This is a genomic window from Pseudomonas sp. Y5-11, from assembly GCF_022368695.1.
Classification (GTDB): Bacteria; Pseudomonadota; Gammaproteobacteria; order Pseudomonadales; family Pseudomonadaceae; genus Aquipseudomonas; species Aquipseudomonas parakoreensis.
On record NZ_CP058974.1, the window covers coordinates 4,041,088 to 4,059,335 of the forward strand.

The window sequence follows — 18,248 nt, forward strand, 5'->3', positions numbered from 1 at the left end:
CTGCGATGGACGGCAGAAGCCTGAACAGCGGCTGTATAAGTGACAGATAAACGATTCGCCAACCGGTTTTTCATGTTCCTTTCACAAAAACCGGCATAACCTTAATTCCCATAGGTTCGGTAGTGGCTATGCCCCAACCTGCCGGGCAAATCGTGAAAAGTCAATCAATCCCCGACGTCATGCTTTTTTTGCCAAGTTATTGATGCAGGAGCGCTTTTCTGTGTCTACGCTGTGGTTGGATCCAACAGTTGCGTGAGTCCATCCTTTTATTTTTTGCAATGAGGTGCCCATGAGTCAGGCGTTTCTCCCCTTCTCTCGCCCCAGTATCGGCGATGAGGAAATTGCCGCTGTCGAGCAGGTGTTGCGCTCGGGCTGGATCACCACGGGGCCGAAAAACCAGGCACTCGAAGAGCAGTTTGCGCAGTACGTGGGTTGCAAGCACGCGGTGGCCTTGTCTTCGGCCACCGGCGGGATGCACATCACGCTGCTGGCCCTGGGCATCGGCCCGGGCGACGAAGTCATCACCCCGTCGCAGACCTGGGTCTCGACCGCCAACATGATCTCCCTGCTGGGCGCCAAACCGGTGTTCGTCGATGTCGACCGCGACACGCTGATGACCGACGCTGCACGCATCGAAGCGGCCATCACCCCGCGGACCAAGGCAATCATTCCGGTGCACTATGCCGGCGCAGCATTCGATCTCGATCCGCTGTATGCCCTGGCCGACAAACACGGCATCCCGGTCATCGAAGACGCCGCCCACGCTGCCGGCACGCGCTACAAGGGCCGTCACGTCGGTTCGCAAGGCACGGCGATCTTCTCGTTCCATGCGATCAAGAACATGACCTGTGCCGAAGGCGCGATGTTCGTCACCGACGACGAAGCCCTCGCCAGCCGCGTGCGCATGCTCAAATTCCACGGCCTGGGCGTTGACGCCTATGACCGTCTGACCGGTGGCCGCAAGCCGCAGGCGCAGGTGATGGAACCGGGCTTCAAGTACAACCTGGCCGACATCAACGCCGCGATTGCCCTGGTGCAACTGCAGCGTCTGGACGAAATCAACGCCCGCCGCACCGAACTGGCCACCAGCTACCTGCAAAAATTCGAAGGCCTGCCGGTGCAACCGCTGGCCCTGCCCGACTACGCCCAGCAACACGCCTGGCACCTGTTCATCCTGCGCATCGACAGCGAGCGTTGCGGCATGGACCGCGAAGCCTTCATGAAGGCGTTGCAGGATCAGGGCATCGGCACCGGTATCCATTTCATCGCCACCCACTTGCACACCTGGTATCGCCAGCGTGACCCCGACCTCTACCTGCCCAACACCGAATGGAACTCGGCGCGGCTCTGCTCGATTCCGCTGTTCCCCGACATGACCGGTCAAGACCTTGACCGGGTGGTCGGTGCCATCGCACACATCATGGAAAAACGCCTGTGAAACCTTATCCAATCCGTAGCGTGTCGATCGTCATCCCGGTCTACAACGAACAGGAAAGCCTGCCCGAACTGCTGCGCCGTACCGAGGCGGCCTGCCGCCAGTTGCATCACGATTTCGAAATCGTGCTGGTCGACGACGGCAGCCGCGATGAGTCGGCAAACATGCTTGAAGAAGCCGCCGGGCGTGAAAACAGCCCGTTCGTGGCGGTCATTCTCAACCGCAACTATGGTCAGCACGCCGCGATCATGGCCGGTTTTGAACAGTGCAAGGGCGACGTGGTCATCACCCTCGACGCCGACCTGCAGAACCCGCCGGAAGAAATCCCGCGACTGGTGGCCGAGGCCGAAAAAGGTTACGACGTGGTCGGCACCGTGCGCGGCAATCGTCAGGACTCGGCGCTGCGCCGTTATCCGTCGAAGCTGATCAACCTTGCCGTGCAGCGCTCCACTGGCGTTGCCATGAGCGACTACGGCTGCATGCTGCGCGCCTACCGCCGCACCATCATCGACGCGATGCTCGCCTGCCGCGAACGCAGCACGTTCATCCCGATTCTGGCCAACAGCTTCGCCCGTCACACCACCGAAATCGTCGTGGCCCACGCCGAGCGTGAACACGGCGACTCGAAATACAGCCCGATGCGCCTGATCAACCTGATGTTCGATCTGATCACCTGCATGACCACCACCCCACTGCGCCTGCTCAGCATCGTCGGCTTCGCCATGGCCGGTCTGGGTGTGCTGTTCGCCGTTGCGCTGATCGTACTGCGTCTGGCGTTCGGTGCCGGTTGGGCCGGTGACGGCATGTTTGTGCTGTTCGCCGTACTGTTTGTGTTTACCGGTGGCCAGTTCATCGGCATGGGGCTGCTGGGTGAATACCTCGGTCGCATGTACAGCGATGTGCGCGCCCGTCCGCGTTTCTTCATCGAAAAGGTGTTGCGCAGCCAGCCGGCCGATCCGGCCCCTGCCGTCACCGTTGATGGTCTTTCTTCTACCGCTACTTCTTCCACTTCCGATCAGGTTCTCTCATGAGTGCAAAAACTGTTGTCTTCGCCTACCACGATATTGGCTGCGCCGGCATTGAAGCCCTGCTCAACAGCGGCTTTGACATTGCAGCAGTGTTCACTCACGCCGATGATCCGAAAGAAAACGCGTTCTATGCCTCGGTAGCCCAGCTGTGCGCCAACAAAGGCATCCCGGTACACGCGCCGGAAGACGCCAACCACCCACTGTGGATCGAGCGCATCGCCAAGCTGGACCCGGAATACATCTTCTCCTTTTATTACCGCAACCTGCTGAGCGAGCCACTGCTGGCCCTGGCCAAAAAGGGTGCATTCAACCTGCACGGTTCGCTGCTGCCACGCTACCGCGGCCGCGCTCCGGCGAACTGGGTGCTGGTCAACGGCGAAACCGAAACCGGCGTGACCCTGCACCGCATGGTCAAGCGCGCCGATGCCGGCGCCATCGTTGCCCAGCAGCGTGTTGCCATCGAACGCAGCGACACCGGCCTGACCCTGCACGCCAAACTGCGCACCGCCGCCAGCGACCTGCTGCGCGACACCCTGCCGAACATGCTGCAAGGCAAGATCACTGAAACCCCGCAGGACGAATCGAAAGCCACCGTGTTCGGTCGTCGCACCCCGGCGGACGGCAAACTGGTCTGGGCCAAGCCGGCCGAAGAACTGTTCAACCTGGTGCGCGCCGTGACCCGTCCTTACCCGGGTGCGTTCTGCGCCGTGGGCGAACACAAACTGATCGTCTGGAGCGCTGACGTCGTCAAGGGCAACGAAGGTCAGGCGCCAGGTCGCGTGATCAGCGTCGATCCGCTGCGCATTGCCTGCGGTCAGGACTCGCTGGTGATCAACGCCGGTCAGCGCAACGACAACGGTCTGTACCTCAGCGGCCCGCAACTGGCCAACGAACTGGGTCTGGTGGATGGCTCGCTGCTGCGCGGCGCCGAATCCGGGCGTGCGCCACGTCGTACCCGCGTGCTGATCCTCGGTGTCAACGGCTTCATCGGTAACCACCTGTCCGAGCGCCTGCTGCGTGACGACCGCTACGAAGTCTACGGTCTGGACATCGGCTCCGACGCCATCGACCGCCTGCGCAGCCACCCGAACTTCCACTTCGTCGAAGGCGACATCAGCATTCACTCCGAGTGGATCGAGTACCACATCAAGAAGTGCGACGTGGTCCTGCCGCTGGTGGCCATCGCCACGCCGATCGAATACACCCGCAACCCGCTGCGCGTATTCGAACTGGACTTCGAAGAGAACCTGAAACTGGTTCGCTACTGCGTCAAGTACAACAAGCGCGTGATCTTCCCGTCGACCTCCGAAGTCTATGGCATGTGCCAGGACAAGAACTTCGACGAAGACAGCTCGAACCTGATCGTCGGTCCGATCAACAAGCAGCGCTGGATCTACTCGGTCTCCAAGCAACTGCTGGACCGCGTGATCTGGGCTTACGGCGCCAAGGGCCTGAACTTCACCCTGTTCCGTCCGTTCAACTGGATGGGCCCGCGTCTGGACCGTCTGGATTCGGCGCGTATCGGCAGCTCCCGCGCCATCACGCAGTTGATCCTCAACCTGGTGGAAGGCACGCCAATCCGCCTGTTCGACGGTGGCGAGCAGAAGCGTTGCTTCACTGACATTGCTGACGGCGTTGAAGCCCTGGCGCGCATCATCGACAACGACAACGACGTGTGCAACGGCCAGATCATCAACATCGGCAACCCGGACAACGAGGCCAGCATCCGTCAACTGGGCGAAGAGCTGCTGCGTCAGTTCGAAGCACACCCGCTGCGCCACAACTTCCCGCCGTTCGCCGGTTTCCGCGACGTGGAAAGCAAGGCGTTCTATGGTGCCGGTTACCAGGACGTGGAACACCGCAAGCCAAGCATCGCCAACGCCAAGCGCCTGCTGAACTGGGAGCCGACCGTGGAAATGCGCGAGACCATCGGCAACACCCTGGACTTCTTCCTGCGTGAAGCCATGCTCGAAATCGCGGACAAGAAGTAATGCAGGCAGGTCTTCGTATCGATGTCGACACCTACCGCGGCACCCGAGAAGGTGTGCCGCGACTGTTGGAGATGCTCGACGAGGCGCAGGTCAAGGCAACGTTTTTCTTCAGTGTCGGCCCGGACAACATGGGCCGGCATCTGTGGCGCCTGATCCGCCCGCAGTTCCTCTGGAAAATGCTGCGTTCCAACGCTGCCGGCCTCTACGGCTGGGACATTTTGCTGGCCGGTACTGCCTGGCCCGGCAAACCGATTGGCCGTGATCTCGGGCACCTGATGCGTCAGGCCCGGGACGCCGGTCACGAGGTTGGCCTGCACGCCTGGGATCACCATGGCTGGCAGGCCAATGCCGGTCGCTGGAGTGACGCGCAACTGATCGAACAGATCCGTCGCGGCGTCGACACCTTGAGCGACATCCTCGGCGAAAAGATCCAGTGTTCGGCCGCCGCCGGTTGGCGTGCGGACGAGCGCGTGATCGAGGCCAAGCAGACTTTCGGCTTTCGCTACAACAGCGATTGCCGTGGGCAGAGCCTGTTCCGTCCGCTGCTGGCGGACGGCACACCGGGCACGCCGCAGATTCCAGTGGACCTGCCGACCTTCGATGAAGTCGTCGGCCCGCACGTGGCGGCGAAGGACTTCAACGCCTTCATCCTCGACCGGTTCCAGTCGCAAGCACTCAACGTCTACACCATTCATGCCGAAGTAGAAGGGATTCTGATGGCTCAGGACTTTCGTCAATTGCTGGCCGATGCACGCCAGCGCCACATTGACTTTCAACCCTTGGGCAACTTGCTGCCCGAGTATTTCAACACCTTGCCCGTGGGCCGCGTGCAACGCGGTGCGCTCGAAGGCCGCGAAGGCTGGCTGGGAGTGCAAGGCGCATGACCAGACGCTGGGCACTGCCGCTGTTGGTCGGCCTTTGTCTGCTGGCCTATCTGTTGCCGTTGAGCACCCATGGCCTGTGGATCCCCGACGAAACCCGTTACGCACAGATCAGCCAGGACATGCTGCTCAGTGGCAACTGGGTGTCGCCGCATTTCATGGGCCTGCGGTATTTCGAGAAGCCGATTGCCGGCTACTGGATGATCGCCATCGGCCAGGAACTGTTCGGGCAGAACCTGTTCGGCGTGCGCTTCGCGTCGGCCCTCAGCACGGCTTTGAGTGTGTTGCTGGCCTACCTGGTCGCGCGCAGGCTATGGAACGATCCGCGCAAGAGTTTCGTCTGCGCCCTGCTCTACATGAGTTTCACAGTCGTCGCCGGTCAGGCCGGGTACGCCAACCTCGATCCGCAGTTCACCTTTTGGGTCAACCTGAGTCTGGTGGCGCTGTGGTTTGCGCTTGACAGCAAAAGCACCGGGCACCGCCTGGGCGCCTGGGCGCTACTGGGGCTGGCCTGCGGCATGGGCTTCATGACCAAGGGCTTTCTCGCCTGGTTGCTGCCGGTACTGATCGCATTGCCGTGGATGCTCTGGCAGAAACGCTGGCGTGAACTGCTGGTGTTCGGTCCGGTGGCCATCGCCATCGCGATCGTCGTCAGCTTGCCGTGGGCACTGGCGGTGCACGCACAGGAACCGGATTACTGGCGGTTTTTCTTCTGGCACGAACACATCCGCCGCTTCGCCGGTGACGATGCGCAGCACGATGCGCCATGGTGGTTTTACCTGCCGCTGTTGGTGGCGTTCAGTTTGCCGTGGGTTGGTCTGTTGCCGACTGCGTTCAAGCAAGCCTGGCAAACCCGGGCCCAGCCGAACATGGTTTTCCTGCTGTTATGGCTGTGGTTGCCCCTGGGCTTTTTCAGCCTGAGCAACGGCAAGCTGCCGACCTACATCCTGCCGTGTCTGCTGCCATTGGCACTGCTGCTGGGCAATGCGCTGGCTGATCGTCTGCGTCTGGAACAAGGCCGGGCGCTGGGGATCAATGGTCTGCTGAACCTGCTGCTGGGTGTGGTCACCCTGATCGCACTGGTTTACCTGCAACTGAACAAACCGGTGTACGACCACGAACTGCACAGCATGGTGCTGGTGTTCATTGCCTTGATCGGCTGGATCATCGCCAACCTGGCGCAAGCGTTCCTGCCGCTGCAATGCTGGGCGGCACCGGCGCTGGGCAGCCTGTTGCTGGCCGGGATCCTGCCGGCGGCGTTGCCAAAATCGGTGGTGGCCAACAAAACCCCGGATCAGTTCATCCGCCATCACGTCACTGAACTGTCCGGTGCCACGCACTTGCTGAGCAACGATCTGGGCGCCGCAGCGGCACTGGCCTGGCGCATGAAACAACCAGAGGTCGCGCTGTACAACACGGTCGGCGAACTCAAATACGGTCTGTCCTACCCGGAAGGTGCTGAACGCCGACTCACCAAAGACAACGTTCAGCAATGGGTACGTGAAGCGCGCCGCAGCGGCTCGGTCGGCGTGCTGATGCGCGTCAAGGGTCAGGACGAACTTGAAGAACTCGATCTGCTGCCTAAAGACGGTACCCGTTACGAATCGGGCAATCTGGTGATCATGGTGCTGCCCAAGGATCCGTCATGAGTTGGTTGCTGTTACTGACGGCGTGTCTGCTGACGTGTCTGGGGCAAGTCGCACAGAAATTCGCCGTGGAGAGCTGGCGCGGCGTTGAGTCGTCGTGGGCTGACAAACTGCGTTCACCGTGGTTGTGGCTGGCGCTGTTTTCACTCGGCAGCGGGCTGCTGGTCTGGCTGCTGGTGCTGCAACGTCTTGAAGTGGGCATCGCTTACCCGATGCTCAGCCTCAACTTCGTACTGATCACCCTGATCGCCCGCTTCGTCTTTCGCGAGCCCATCGACCGCCGGCATTGGCTGGGCGTGGCGCTGGTGATCGGTGGCGTGGTTTTGCTGGGGCAACAGTCATGAACCAGGTACGAGGTATCGGTTTTGCGCTGGCCAGCGTGGGCCTGGTCAGCGCTGCCCAGTTGGGGATGCGCTGGAGCATGACGCGCCTGCCGCAACCGGAACAATGGCTGGCGGCGTTGAGCACTGGCAGTGTCGATCTGTCGGCACTGGCCGTGGTGCTGGCGGCGATTTTCGCCTACGCCCTGTCGATGCTCTGCTGGCTCGCGGCCTTGCGCGATCTGCCGCTGGGGCGGGCCTATTCGCTACTGAGCATCAGCTATGCGCTGGTGTACCTGCTGGCGGCCAGTCTGCCGCTGTTCAACGAATCGTTCAGTTTCACTAAATCGCTGGGCGTGGCACTGGTCATGCTCGGGGTCATCACTATTAACACTCGTCCGTCTCGTGCGCCCGAATTCAGGAGTGCTCCATGAAAATCACAGTATTTGGTAGCGGTTATGTGGGTCTGGTGCAGGCCGCCGTGTTGGCCGAAGTCGGTCACGACGTCGTGTGCATGGACATTGATCAGAAGAAAGTCGAACTGCTGCGCCAGGGTCACGTCAGCATCTTCGAACCAGGCCTGTCGAGCCTGGTGCGCGAAGGTCTGGACTCCGGCCGCCTGCATTTCACCTCGGATGAAAAACTCGCCGTGCAGCACGGTCGTGTCGCATTCATCGCCGTCGGTACACCGTCCAGCGACGACGGCTCGGCTGACTTGAAATACGTGCTGTCGGTGGGTGACGCGGTGGCGCGCCACCGTGAGCAGCCGCTGATTCTGGTGGAGAAATCCACCGTACCGGTTGGCACCGGCGACACCCTGCGGGCGCACATACAAGCCGCGCTGGACAAGGCCGGTCGTGAACTGCAGTTCGATATCGTCTCCAACCCGGAATTCCTCAAGGAAGGTTCGGCGGTGTCCGACTGCCGTCGTCCGGACCGCATCGTCATCGGCTGCGAAGGTGACGACGTGCGCGATGTGATGCGCGACCTGTACTCGCCATTCAACCGCAACCACGACCGCATCATGTTCATGGACCTGCGCAGCGCCGAGCTGACCAAATACGCCGCCAACTGCATGCTGGCGACCAAGATCAGCTTCATCAACCAGATCGCCGAACTCGCCGAACACCTGGGCGCCGACATCGAATCGGTCCGTCAGGGCATCGGTGCCGATACGCGCATCGGTTATCACTTCATCTACCCGGGCTGTGGTTATGGCGGCTCGTGCTTTCCCAAAGACATGCGCGCGCTGATTCACAGCGCCGAGCAGGCGCACTGCTCCAGCGACCTGCTGCAAGCGGTCGAAGCGATCAACGAGCGGCAGAAGCACAAGCTGTTCGACCGTATCAACGCGTTCTATAAGGGTGACCTGCGCGGCAAGACCTTCGCCCTGTGGGGCCTGGCGTTCAAGCCGAACACCGACGACATGCGTGACGCGCCGAGCCGCGTGCTGCTCGATTCGCTGTTCGCCGCCGGCGCCAGTGTGCGCGCGTTCGACCCGGAAGCGATGCAGGAAACCCAGCACCTGTACCCGAACGAAGAAAAACTGATGCTGATGGGCACCCCGGAATCGGTGCTGGCCGGCTCCGATGCACTGATCATCTGCACCGAATGGCAGCAATTCAAGGCCCCGGATTTCGACCTGATCGAGCAACGCCTGAAAGCCCCGGTGATCTTCGACGGCCGCAACCTGTACGACGCCGAGCGTCTGGCGCGCAATGGCTTCAAGTACTTCCCGATCGGCCGAGGCGATTCGCGCAAACTGCCGATGCCACTGCAGCAGTGGCCTAACAAAGCGGAAGTCGCTTGATCACGTTGTCGCCTGTCATCCGCCGGCAGTCCCTGATCGCAGGGCTGCTGGCACTGCTGTTGTTTATCGCCGGGGTTTACGGACAGGCTCCCATTGGCTTCGATTCACGTTTTGTGCTGTTTGCCCAAGAGATGCTCAGGCACGGGCCAACGGTATTCCCGACGACCTACGGGCAGCCGTACGCCGATTATTCGGCGCTTTCGACGCTGTTCATCTGGCTGTTGTCGCTGCCCTTCGGCGCGATCAACACCCTGACGGCATGGCTGCCCAGCGCCATTGCCGGCGGCGTGATCGTGACGTTGATGTACCGTTTGCTGGCGGTGCATTCGCAACGCTGGGCGTTGATCAGCATTGCGCTGCTGATGCTCACCAGCACCTTCGTCACCGAAGTGCGCGCGGTGTCGCAAGACCTGATGCTCGCCGCCGTGGCGCTGTCGGTGTTTTATCTGGGTTACGCGCACGACCACTTTGGCTCGCGCCGACGCTGGCCGCTGATCTTTGTCCTGTTGCTGCTGGGTTTTGGTATCCGTGGGCCGATCGGCCTGGTGGTGCCGACCGGCATGCTCTGCAGTTACTACCTGCTCAATCGTGAGTGGAAACGCCTGTTGGTATTCGGTGTACTGGCGTCGATCCTGCTCGCCGCGTGCGTCGCGCTGCTGTTGTGGCTGGCCAGACTCAGTGGCGGCGAAGCGTTCCTGCAAGACGTGATCCGCATGCAGTTCATGGGGCGCATGGACGGCAGTGAAGGCGTCAGCGGTTCGCTGTATTACTTCACCAGTTCCATGGGCAACTACGCACTGGCGTATCCGCTGGCGATCCTGGCGTTGGCGGCGACCTGGCTGAGCAAACCGCATCAGCGCGGGCCGGCCTTGCGTCTGGTGCAATACTGTGCGGCTGCCGGGCTGATCGTCATGGTTGGCCTGTCGATTCCACAGGCGAAGAAGGCGCGTTACCTGCTGCCGATGTTGCCGATGGCGGCGATCATCGCGGCGTACCCGTTTCAGGTGCTGCACGGTCGGGTGTTCCGCGTATTGCGCGGGGTTATCCAAGGCATTTGGCTGGTGACGCCGGGACTGTTGATGGTGGCCCTGCTGGTTGCCAAACGCCGCTTCCCCGAGCAGCTCGACGGTCTGACTCTGGTGCTGATCGTACTCGGTGTTCTGCAATTGCTCGCGTTGTCGCGCCTGTTGATACCGCGTTGGCGTGCCGAAGTGCTGGCGCTGTGCTCGGTGCTCGCGTTGTGGATGGTGTATGCCGCGGTGTTCGAACCGGTGGAGCGACGCTTGTACGACACGCAGGCGTTCAGTCGCGCCGCCTTCGCGCAGGTGCAGCAGAACCCGGCACCGCTGGTGCTGCACGGCATGGGCAAAGACGCCAAGGCGATCAAGTTCATGGTCAACGTCGAGCAGGACCTGCAACCGCAGTTCACCGAAACGGTGCAGCAACTCGAGGCCCTCAAAGGCCCGGCCTGGCTGATGATGGACAGCAAGGACCTGCAATCGCTGCAGGGCACCTCGCTGGCGGGTTTGCAACCGGTACTGACCGGCCGTTTCGACAAGAACGATTACGTGCTGTTGTACCTGAAACCCTTGTAGGAACTGATTGAGGCTGCGATCTTTTGCGCTTTCGGGAAAAAGATCGCAGCCTGCGGCAGCGCTTACAGGGACTTTTACCATGAGTTTTGTTGTACGCCGGGCGCGGCAGAGTGATGCCGACGCCCTCCCCGCCATTGAACGCTCGGCCGCCGAGCTGTTTCGCACAGATCCGACCCTCGCCTGGTTGGCCGACACTGACGTGGCCAGCGCCGCGCAACACCGCCAATTCATCGACCATGCCCACGTTTGGGTCGCCGAAAACACCTCGGCGCAGCTCGCAGGGTTTATCCGCGCGCTGGATGTCGGCAAGCAACTGCACATTGAGGAACTGTCCGTCAGCCTGGCGTTTCAGGGGCAGGGCGTGGGCCGTCAACTGCTGCTGGCCGCGATTGAACATGCCCGCCGCGAGCAGATGCCCGCCGTGACCCTGACCACGTTTCGCGATGTGCCGTGGAATGCGCCGTTTTATCATCGGATGGGGTTTGTGGAAGTCACACCCGGTGAGCACGAAGCGCATTTGCTCGATGCCCTGCAGAACGAAATCGAACAGGGTTTTGCCGCCGAGCGACGCTGCGCCATGCAGCTGAGATTGCCCTGACAGGACAAATCCCTTGTAGGAACGAGCCTGCTCGCGATAGCGTCCTGTCAGTCAACTGCGTTGGCGCCTGACACTCGGTATTGGCGAGCAGGCTCGCTGCCACGCGGGTTTTCATCATAAAAATAAGGACATTTGCACTGCCGTGGCCACCTACTCCCGCCTGATACGCCGCCTGATGATCACCTCGCTGAGCATCGTCATCAGCCGTGCCCTGATCAGCCCGCTACTGACCCTGTTCCTCAGCAACAAACTGGGCCTCAACCCGCAGGACGTCGGTCTGCTGTTGGGCATCGCCGTGTTCAGTGCCACGCTGTTGTCGCTGTATGGCGGCTACATCATCGATCGCCTCGACAAGCGTCAGCTGTTGATCCTGACCATGCTCTCCAGCGGTGTCGGCCTGATGCTGCTGACCTTCGCGCAGAATCTGTACCTGGTCACGCTGGTGCTGATCATCAGTGAAACGGCGTCGGCACTGTTCCTGATCTGCTCCAAAGCGATGCTCAGTGAAAACCTGCCGGTCGGCCAGCGGGTCAAGGCGTTTTCACTGAACTACACGCTGACCAACATTGGCTACGCCGTGGGCCCGATGATCGGTGTAGTGATTGCCGGGGTTCAGCCTTCAGCGCCGTTTATCGTCGCCGGGCTGATTGCCGCCGGCAGCGTTTTCCTGCTGCTGGGCGTTTCCCGCGAGACCGGTCCGCTGTCGCCGGCCAGCCCGCCACAGAGTTTCCTGAACACCCTGATCATCCTGAAAAACGACCGCACGATGATCCTGTTCACCCTCGGTTGTCTACTCAGCACCCTGGTTCACGGGCGCTTTACCCTGTACCTGTCGCAATACCTGCTGGTGACCCATACCCAAGAACAGACACTCGACACCATGGCCGCCCTGCTGGCCTGCAACGCGATCACGGTGATCCTGCTGCAATACCAGATCGGGCGTTTACTCAAGCGCGAGCACCTGCGGTTCTGGATTGCCGGCGGCACGGCGTTGTTCATCGTCGGTCTGATCGGTTTCAGCCTGGCGGACAGCCTCGTCGGCTGGTGCGTGGCGATGTTCATCTTCACCCTCGGCGAGATGATCATTTATCCGGCGGATTTCCTCTTCGTCGATACCCTCGCGCCGGAAGAGCTGCGCGGCAGTTATTACGGCGCGCAGAACCTCGCGGCACTGGGCGGTGCGCTGAGTCCGGTGATGTGCGGGTTTCTGCTGATGCACACGCCGGCGCCGAGCATGTTCTACGCCCTGAGCGCTTTGGCCGCGCTGGGTGGGTATCTGTGTTTTGTCAGTGGACGCCGCGTGGCCACAATTCAAAAATAATGCACTGAAGCAGCATTTATATGAATTTGTCAGCATCGAATTTGCACGGCACACTGTGCGCGTTCCTCCCCCAATAGTTGGAACGCTTCGAGGACTTTCCGAAACGGACAAGTCCTTTTTTTTGCCTCGATTTTACCGCCAAGGACCCGATTCACATGCTCGCTCGCTGGTTCCCCGCCGCCATCAACACCCGCCCCACCGAATGGAGCCGCGCCGCCATTGGTATGGCCTTGGGCACCTTGTTCAGTGTCTGGGCGTGCAGTCAGGTATTCGGCCATGAAGTGGCGTATCACCTGATCGGGCCATTGGGTGCTTCGGCGGTGCTGTTGTTCGCCGTGTCCTCCGGTGCGCTGGCGCAGCCTTGGTCGATCATCGGCGGCTATCTGTGCGCCAGTGTCATTGCGTTGCTGGTGGCTCATGTTCTTGGGCGAACCCTGGGCAGTGCCTGTCTGGCGGCAGGCATGGCGCTGATTCTGATGTGCTGGTTGCGTTGCCTGCACCCACCGGCCGGCGCGCTGGCGCTGACACTGGTGCTGGCCGATCCCGCCACCATCGCCCTGGACTGGAAAGCCATGGAACCGGTGATGCTCGCCGCCGCGTGCATGCTGCTCAGTGCGCTGGCCTACAACAACCTGACGCGCATCCGCTACCCGAAACGCCCGGCCGAACCCGCGCCGCTGCAGACTCCCGTCGACAGTCAGTCAATTACCGCCGAGGATTTGAAACGGGCACTGGCTGAGATGGAAGCCTTTATCGACGTCACTCCCGAAGACCTCGAACAACTGATCCACGCCAGCGAACTGCACGCCAAACGCCGCAGCATCGGCGAAGTCTTCACCTGACACCTCACTCTCCCTGTAGGAGCTGTCGAGTGCAACGAGGCTGCGATCTTTTCAAGATCAAAAGATCGCAGCCTTCGGCAGCTCCTACACAAGCACATCCGATTTTCCCTAAGGCAAAAACGCAAACTCCCCCTGCACATATCCCCGTTGTACACGGCAAATTTGCACTGTTACGATCCGTTAACGCTCGCGCGCGAGCTTCTCGAATAAAGACAATAAAAGCAGGGAGTTAGTGATGACTGCTCAGGCTTCATCCCCGCGGACGCCGTCCATGGATGCCACGCAAAACGACGTGCTGGCCGAGGTTCGCAACCACATTGGTCACCTGACCCTCAACCGCCCCGCCGGTCTCAACGCCATCACCCTCGACATGGTTCGCCAGTTGCAGCAGCAACTCGATGCCTGGGCTGCTGATGCCAATGTGCACGCTGTGGTGCTGCGCGGTGCCGGTGAAAAAGCTTTCTGCGCCGGTGGCGATATTCGTTCCCTGTACGACAGTTTCAAAAGCGGCGCCACGCTGCACGAAGATTTCTTCGTCGAGGAATACGCCCTCGACCTGACCATTCATCACTACCGCAAACCGGTACTGGCGTTGATGGACGGTTTCGTCCTCGGCGGCGGCATGGGCCTGGTGCAAGGTGCGGATCTGCGGGTGGTTACGGAAAAGAGCCGGCTGGCGATGCCGGAAGTGGCGATCGGTTATTTCCCCGATGTCGGCGGCAGCTATTTCCTCTCGCGGATTCCCGGTGAACTGGGGATCTATCTGGGCGTCAGCGGCGTGCAGATTCGTGCGGCGGATGCGCTGTATTGCGGGCTGGCGGACTGGTTTGTCGACAGCCGCCAACTGGCGAGCCTCGACGAACAACTCGATCACCTGGAATGGCACGACACGCCGCTCAAGGATCTGCAGGGCCTGCTGGCGAAAACCGGCGTGCAAACCCTGAGCGATGCGCCGCTGGAGAAGCTGCGCCCGGCCATCGACCATTTCTTCGCCCTGCCGGACGTGCCGAGCATTGTCGAGCAACTGCGCGCAGTCACCGTCGCCGACAGCCATGAGTGGGCGACGACCACCGCTGACCTGCTGGAGACCCGCTCGCCGCTGGCGATGGCCGTGACCCTGGAGATGCTCCGTCGCGGTCGGCAACTGAGCCTGGAACAGTGTTTCGCCCTCGAACTGCATCTGGATCGTCAGTGGTTCGAACGCGGCGACCTGATCGAAGGCGTACGCGCCCTGCTGATCGACAAAGACAAGATACCTCGCTGGAATCCGCCGACCCTCGCCGCGCTGGACGCCGGGCACGTCGCGAGTTTCTTTAACGGTTTTGATGAGAGCGGGAGCTGAGCCATGCACGATCTCGAACTGACTGAAGAACAAGTAATGATCCGCGACATGGCCCGGGATTTTGCCCGTGGCGAAATCGCACCTCACGCGCAAGCCTGGGAAAAGGCTGGCTGGATCGACGACGCGCTGGTGGCGAAGATGGGCGAACTCGGTTTGCTCGGTATGGTGGTGCCCGAGGAATGGGGTGGCACTTACGTTGATTACGTGGCCTATGCGCTGGCCGTCGAAGAAATTTCAGCCGGTGACGGCGCGACTGGCGCGTTCATGAGCATTCACAACTCGGTGGGTTGTGGGCCGGTCATGAATTACGGCAGCGAAGAACAGAAACAAACCTGGCTGGCCGACCTCGCCAGCGGTCAGGTCATTGGCTGCTTCTGCCTCACCGAACCGCAGGCCGGCTCCGAGGCGCACAACCTGCGCACACGCGCCGAACGGCGCGACGGCCAGTGGGTGATCAACGGCGCCAAACAATTCGTCAGCAACGGCAAACGGGCGAAACTGGCGATCGTGTTTGCGGTGACCGACCCGGATCTGGGCAAGAAAGGCATTTCTGCGTTCCTGGTGCCCACCGATACGCCGGGGTTCATCGTTGATCGCACCGAACACAAGATGGGCATCCGCGCCTCCGACACCTGCGCAGTGACCCTCAACAACTGCAGCATTCCCGAGGCCAATCTGCTCGGCGAGCGCGGCAAGGGTCTGGCGATTGCCCTGTCCAACCTCGAAGGCGGCCGCATCGGCATTGCTGCGCAAGCCTTGGGCATCGCCCGGGCGGCGTTTGAAGCGGCGCTTGTGTACTCCCGTGATCGCATCCAGTTCGGCAAGCCGATCAACGAACACCAGAGCATCGCCAATCTGTTGGCCGACATGCACATGCAAATCAACGCGGCGCGCTTGATGATCCTGCACGCGGCGCGCCTGCGCACGGCGGGCAAACCGTGTCTGTCGGAGGCGTCGCAGGCCAAACTGTTCGCCTCGGAGATGGCCGAAAAGGTTTGCTCGTCGGCGATTCAGATTCATGGCGGGTACGGGTATCTGGAGGATTATCCGGTCGAGAAGTACTACCGCGATGCGCGGATCACCCAGATCTATGAGGGGTCGAGCGAGATTCAGCGGATGGTGATTGCGCGGGAACTGAAGAACTACCCGCTGTAAAAAGCAAAAGATCGCAGCCTTCGGCAGCTCCTACAGGAAAATGGTGTAGGAGCTGCCGAAGGCTGCGATCTTTTGATGTTGCCTCAAAAGCTTCGCGTGCAAGCTCGCTCCCACAGGGGATTTGTGTACGACATAAATCCAGTGTGGGAGCGAGCTTGCTCGCGAAGACGTCAGCCAGGACGATGCATTACTTTCCGGTAAACTCCGGCGCGCGCTTGGCCACAAACGCCGCCATCCCTTCCTTCTGATCCTGCGTCGCAAACGCCGCGTGGAACACCCGGCGCTCGAAACGCACGCCTTCAGCCAGGTTGACCTCAAACGCACGGTTGACGCTTTCCTTGACCATCATCGCAATCGGCAGCGACTTGCTGGCGATCACGGCGGCGACTTTCAACGCCTCGTCGAGCAACTCATCGCTCGGTACGATCCGCGCAACGATGCCGCAACGTTCGGCCTCCACCGCATCGATCATCCGCCCGCTGAGGCACATGTCCATGGCCTTGGCCTTGCCCACGGCGCGGGTCAGGCGCTGGGTGCCGCCCATGCCCGGGAGCACGCCGAGGTTGATTTCCGGTTGACCGAATTTGGCGTTGTCGCCTGCCAGAATGAAGTCGCACATCAACGCCAGTTCACAGCCGCCACCAAGGGCGAAACCGTTGACCGCAGCGATGATCGGCTTGCGGCGGTTGGCCACGCGGTCGCTGTCGCTGAACAGGTCGTCCATGTAGATTTGCGGGTAGGTCAGCTCGGCCATTTCCTTGATATCAGCGCCGGCGGCGAAGGCCTTCTTCGAACCGGTGATGACGATGCAACCGATGTTCGCATCCGCTTCCAGAGCATCAAGGGCGTGGTTCACTTCGCTGACCAACTGCGCGTTCAGGGCGTTCAGTGCCTGCGGACGGTTCAGGGTGATCAGGCCGACGCGGTCGTGGTTTTCCAGCAGAATTGTTTCGTAGCTCATACATGACTCCTGAATTTGTACCCTGTAGGAGCTGCCGCAGGCTGCGATCTTTTGATCTTGTTTTTAACAATCAAAAGCAAAAGATCGCAGCCTGCGGCAGCTCCTGCAAAGGGTTGGGGTTAAAGGTTGCGTGAGATGACCATGCGCTGAATGTCGCTGGTGCCTTCGTAGATCTGGCAGACGCGCACGTCGCGGTAAATGCGTTCCAGCGGGAAGTCGTTGAGGTAACCGTAACCACCCAGCGTCTGCAACGCCATCGAGCAGACCTTCTCGGCCATTTCCGAAGCGAACAGTTTGGCCATCGAAGCCTCAACCAGTGCCGGCTGACCGCTGTCGCGCAGCGCGGCGGCGTAATGCACCATTTGCCGGGCGACGGCGATCTGCGTGGCCATGTCGGCGAGACGGAACGCCACGGCCTGGTGCTCAATGATCGGTTTGCCGAACGTATCGCGCTCGCGGGCGTAGTCGCGGGCCGCTTCGAACGCAGCGCGGGCCATGCCCACCGCTTGCGACGCGATGCCGACCCGCCCGCCTTCGAGGTTGGCCAAGGCGATCTTGTAGCCTTCGCCCTCCTCACCCAAGCGGTTGGCGACCGGTACTTTGACGTCTTCAAACAGAATCTGGCAGGTGTCCGACGCGTGCTGGCCGAGTTTGTCTTCGACCCGTGCGACTTTGTAGCCCGGCGAATCGGTGGGCACGATGAACGCCGTGATGCCGCGCTTGCCGGCACTCGGATCGGTCACCGCAAACACGATCACGATCCCGGCGTTCTGCCCGGACGTGATGAACTGTTTGCAGCCGTTGAGTACATAGTGATCACCTTCCAGACGAGCGCGGGTTTTCAGGCTGCTGGCATCAGAGCCGGCCTGCGGTTCGGTCAAGGCGAAGGCTCCGAGCATGGCGCCGCTGGCCAGCGGTTTGAGGAAGCGCTCGCGCTGGTCGTCGTTGCCGAACTTGAGGATTGGCACGCAGCCGACCGAGTTGTGCACGCTCATGATGGTCGAGCAGGCGCCGTCGCCGGCGGCGATTTCTTCCAGGGCCATGGCGTAGGCCAGGTAACCGGTGTCACAACCGCCCCACTGTTCCGGCACGAGCATGCCGAAAAAACCCAGTTCGGCCATTTCGCCGATGGCTTCCTTGGGGAAACGATGCTCGCGATCCCACTCGGCGGCGAACGGTTTCAGCCGTTCCTCGGCGAACTGCCGGGCCATGTCGCGGATCTGGGTCTGGTCTTCGTTGGGAATCATGGTGAATCCTTAACTTAAATCCGGGTTACACACCGCCCCCTGTAGGAGCTGCCGCAGGCTGCGATCTTTTGATTTT

At 61.1% G+C, this 18,248-nt stretch carries 15 protein-coding genes and 1 pseudogene; 14 read left to right on the plus strand and 2 right to left on the minus strand.

The genetic code is table 11. From position 1 onward, the window contains the following. Positions 1-289: 289 nt before the first annotated feature. From arnB to HXW87_RS17815, 14 genes and pseudogenes are all read left to right on the plus strand, one after another. Positions 290-1,438 carry a UDP-4-amino-4-deoxy-L-arabinose aminotransferase gene (gene arnB / locus HXW87_RS17750; RefSeq protein ID WP_131670405.1) on the plus strand — a complete coding sequence of 383 codons (1,149 nt, stop codon included), beginning with the start codon at positions 290-292 and terminating at the stop codon, positions 1,436-1,438. Beyond that, positions 1,435-2,466, plus strand: a complete 1,032-nt coding sequence (gene arnC, locus HXW87_RS17755; protein WP_239777006.1) for an undecaprenyl-phosphate 4-deoxy-4-formamido-L-arabinose transferase — start codon at positions 1,435-1,437, stop codon at positions 2,464-2,466. Before arnB ends, arnC begins: the two co-directional genes overlap by 4 nt. Further along, positions 2,463-4,454 carry a bifunctional UDP-4-amino-4-deoxy-L-arabinose formyltransferase/UDP-glucuronic acid oxidase ArnA gene (gene arnA, locus HXW87_RS17760; RefSeq protein WP_047294354.1) on the plus strand — a complete coding sequence of 664 codons (1,992 nt, stop codon included), beginning with the start codon at positions 2,463-2,465 and terminating at the stop codon, positions 4,452-4,454. Before arnC ends, arnA begins: the two co-directional genes overlap by 4 nt. Then, positions 4,454-5,338, plus strand: a complete 885-nt coding sequence (gene arnD, locus HXW87_RS17765; RefSeq protein ID WP_041063807.1) for a 4-deoxy-4-formamido-L-arabinose-phosphoundecaprenol deformylase — start codon at positions 4,454-4,456, stop codon at positions 5,336-5,338. The genes arnA and arnD overlap by 1 nt, the downstream gene beginning before the upstream one ends. Further along, positions 5,335-6,984: a lipid IV(A) 4-amino-4-deoxy-L-arabinosyltransferase gene (arnT, locus tag HXW87_RS17770; RefSeq protein WP_086791184.1), complete on the plus strand. Its 1,650-nt coding sequence runs from the start codon at positions 5,335-5,337 to the stop codon at positions 6,982-6,984. Before arnD ends, arnT begins: the two co-directional genes overlap by 4 nt. Further along, complete coding sequence (gene arnE / locus HXW87_RS17775) at positions 6,981-7,325, plus strand: 4-amino-4-deoxy-L-arabinose-phosphoundecaprenol flippase subunit ArnE (protein WP_239777008.1); 345 nt, start codon at positions 6,981-6,983, stop codon at positions 7,323-7,325. Before arnT ends, arnE begins: the two co-directional genes overlap by 4 nt. Further along, the gene (gene arnF, locus HXW87_RS17780) at positions 7,322-7,735 is read left to right on the plus strand and encodes a 4-amino-4-deoxy-L-arabinose-phosphoundecaprenol flippase subunit ArnF (RefSeq protein ID WP_239777010.1); all 414 of its coding nucleotides are present in this window, start codon (positions 7,322-7,324) and stop codon (positions 7,733-7,735) included. Before arnE ends, arnF begins: the two co-directional genes overlap by 4 nt. Then, positions 7,732-9,092 (plus strand): annotated as a pseudogene (locus HXW87_RS17785) (UDP-glucose/GDP-mannose dehydrogenase family protein). The gene arnF and the pseudogene HXW87_RS17785 overlap by 4 nt, the downstream one beginning before the upstream one ends. A gap of 15 nt (positions 9,093-9,107) precedes the next feature. Further along, positions 9,108-10,706 (plus strand): glycosyltransferase family 39 protein, encoded by a 1,599-nt coding sequence (locus tag HXW87_RS17790; RefSeq protein WP_239777018.1) that lies wholly within the window; start codon positions 9,108-9,110, stop codon positions 10,704-10,706. 79 nt (positions 10,707-10,785) lie between these two features. Further along, positions 10,786-11,304 carry a GNAT family N-acetyltransferase gene (locus HXW87_RS17795; protein WP_239777020.1) on the plus strand — a complete coding sequence of 173 codons (519 nt, stop codon included), beginning with the start codon at positions 10,786-10,788 and terminating at the stop codon, positions 11,302-11,304. Between the two features lie 142 nt (positions 11,305-11,446). Further along, positions 11,447-12,625, plus strand: a complete 1,179-nt coding sequence (locus tag HXW87_RS17800; protein ID WP_239777022.1) for an MFS transporter — start codon at positions 11,447-11,449, stop codon at positions 12,623-12,625. Positions 12,626-12,780: 155 nt separating this feature from the next. Then, on the plus strand, positions 12,781-13,467 hold the full coding sequence (locus HXW87_RS17805; protein ID WP_108182677.1) for an HPP family protein: 687 nt from the start codon (positions 12,781-12,783) through the stop codon (positions 13,465-13,467). A 235-nt stretch (positions 13,468-13,702) separates the two neighbouring features. Continuing rightward, a complete protein-coding gene (locus HXW87_RS17810) occupies positions 13,703-14,809 on the plus strand; it encodes an enoyl-CoA hydratase/isomerase family protein (protein ID WP_239777024.1) in 1,107 nt (368 codons plus the stop codon). 3 nt (positions 14,810-14,812) lie between these two features. After that, on the plus strand, positions 14,813-15,964 hold the full coding sequence (locus tag HXW87_RS17815) for an acyl-CoA dehydrogenase family protein (RefSeq protein WP_086791167.1): 1,152 nt from the start codon (positions 14,813-14,815) through the stop codon (positions 15,962-15,964). A gap of 187 nt (positions 15,965-16,151) precedes the next feature. Here the strand turns inward: HXW87_RS17815 and HXW87_RS17820 are convergent, their stop codons facing one another. Next, positions 16,152-16,925, minus strand: a complete 774-nt coding sequence (locus HXW87_RS17820) for an enoyl-CoA hydratase (RefSeq protein ID WP_239777025.1) — start codon at positions 16,923-16,925, stop codon at positions 16,152-16,154. Positions 16,926-17,044: 119 nt separating this feature from the next. Continuing rightward, positions 17,045-18,172 carry an acyl-CoA dehydrogenase gene (locus tag HXW87_RS17825; protein WP_027611962.1) on the minus strand — a complete coding sequence of 376 codons (1,128 nt, stop codon included), beginning with the start codon at positions 18,170-18,172 and terminating at the stop codon, positions 17,045-17,047. Positions 18,173-18,248: the final 76 nt, after the last annotated feature.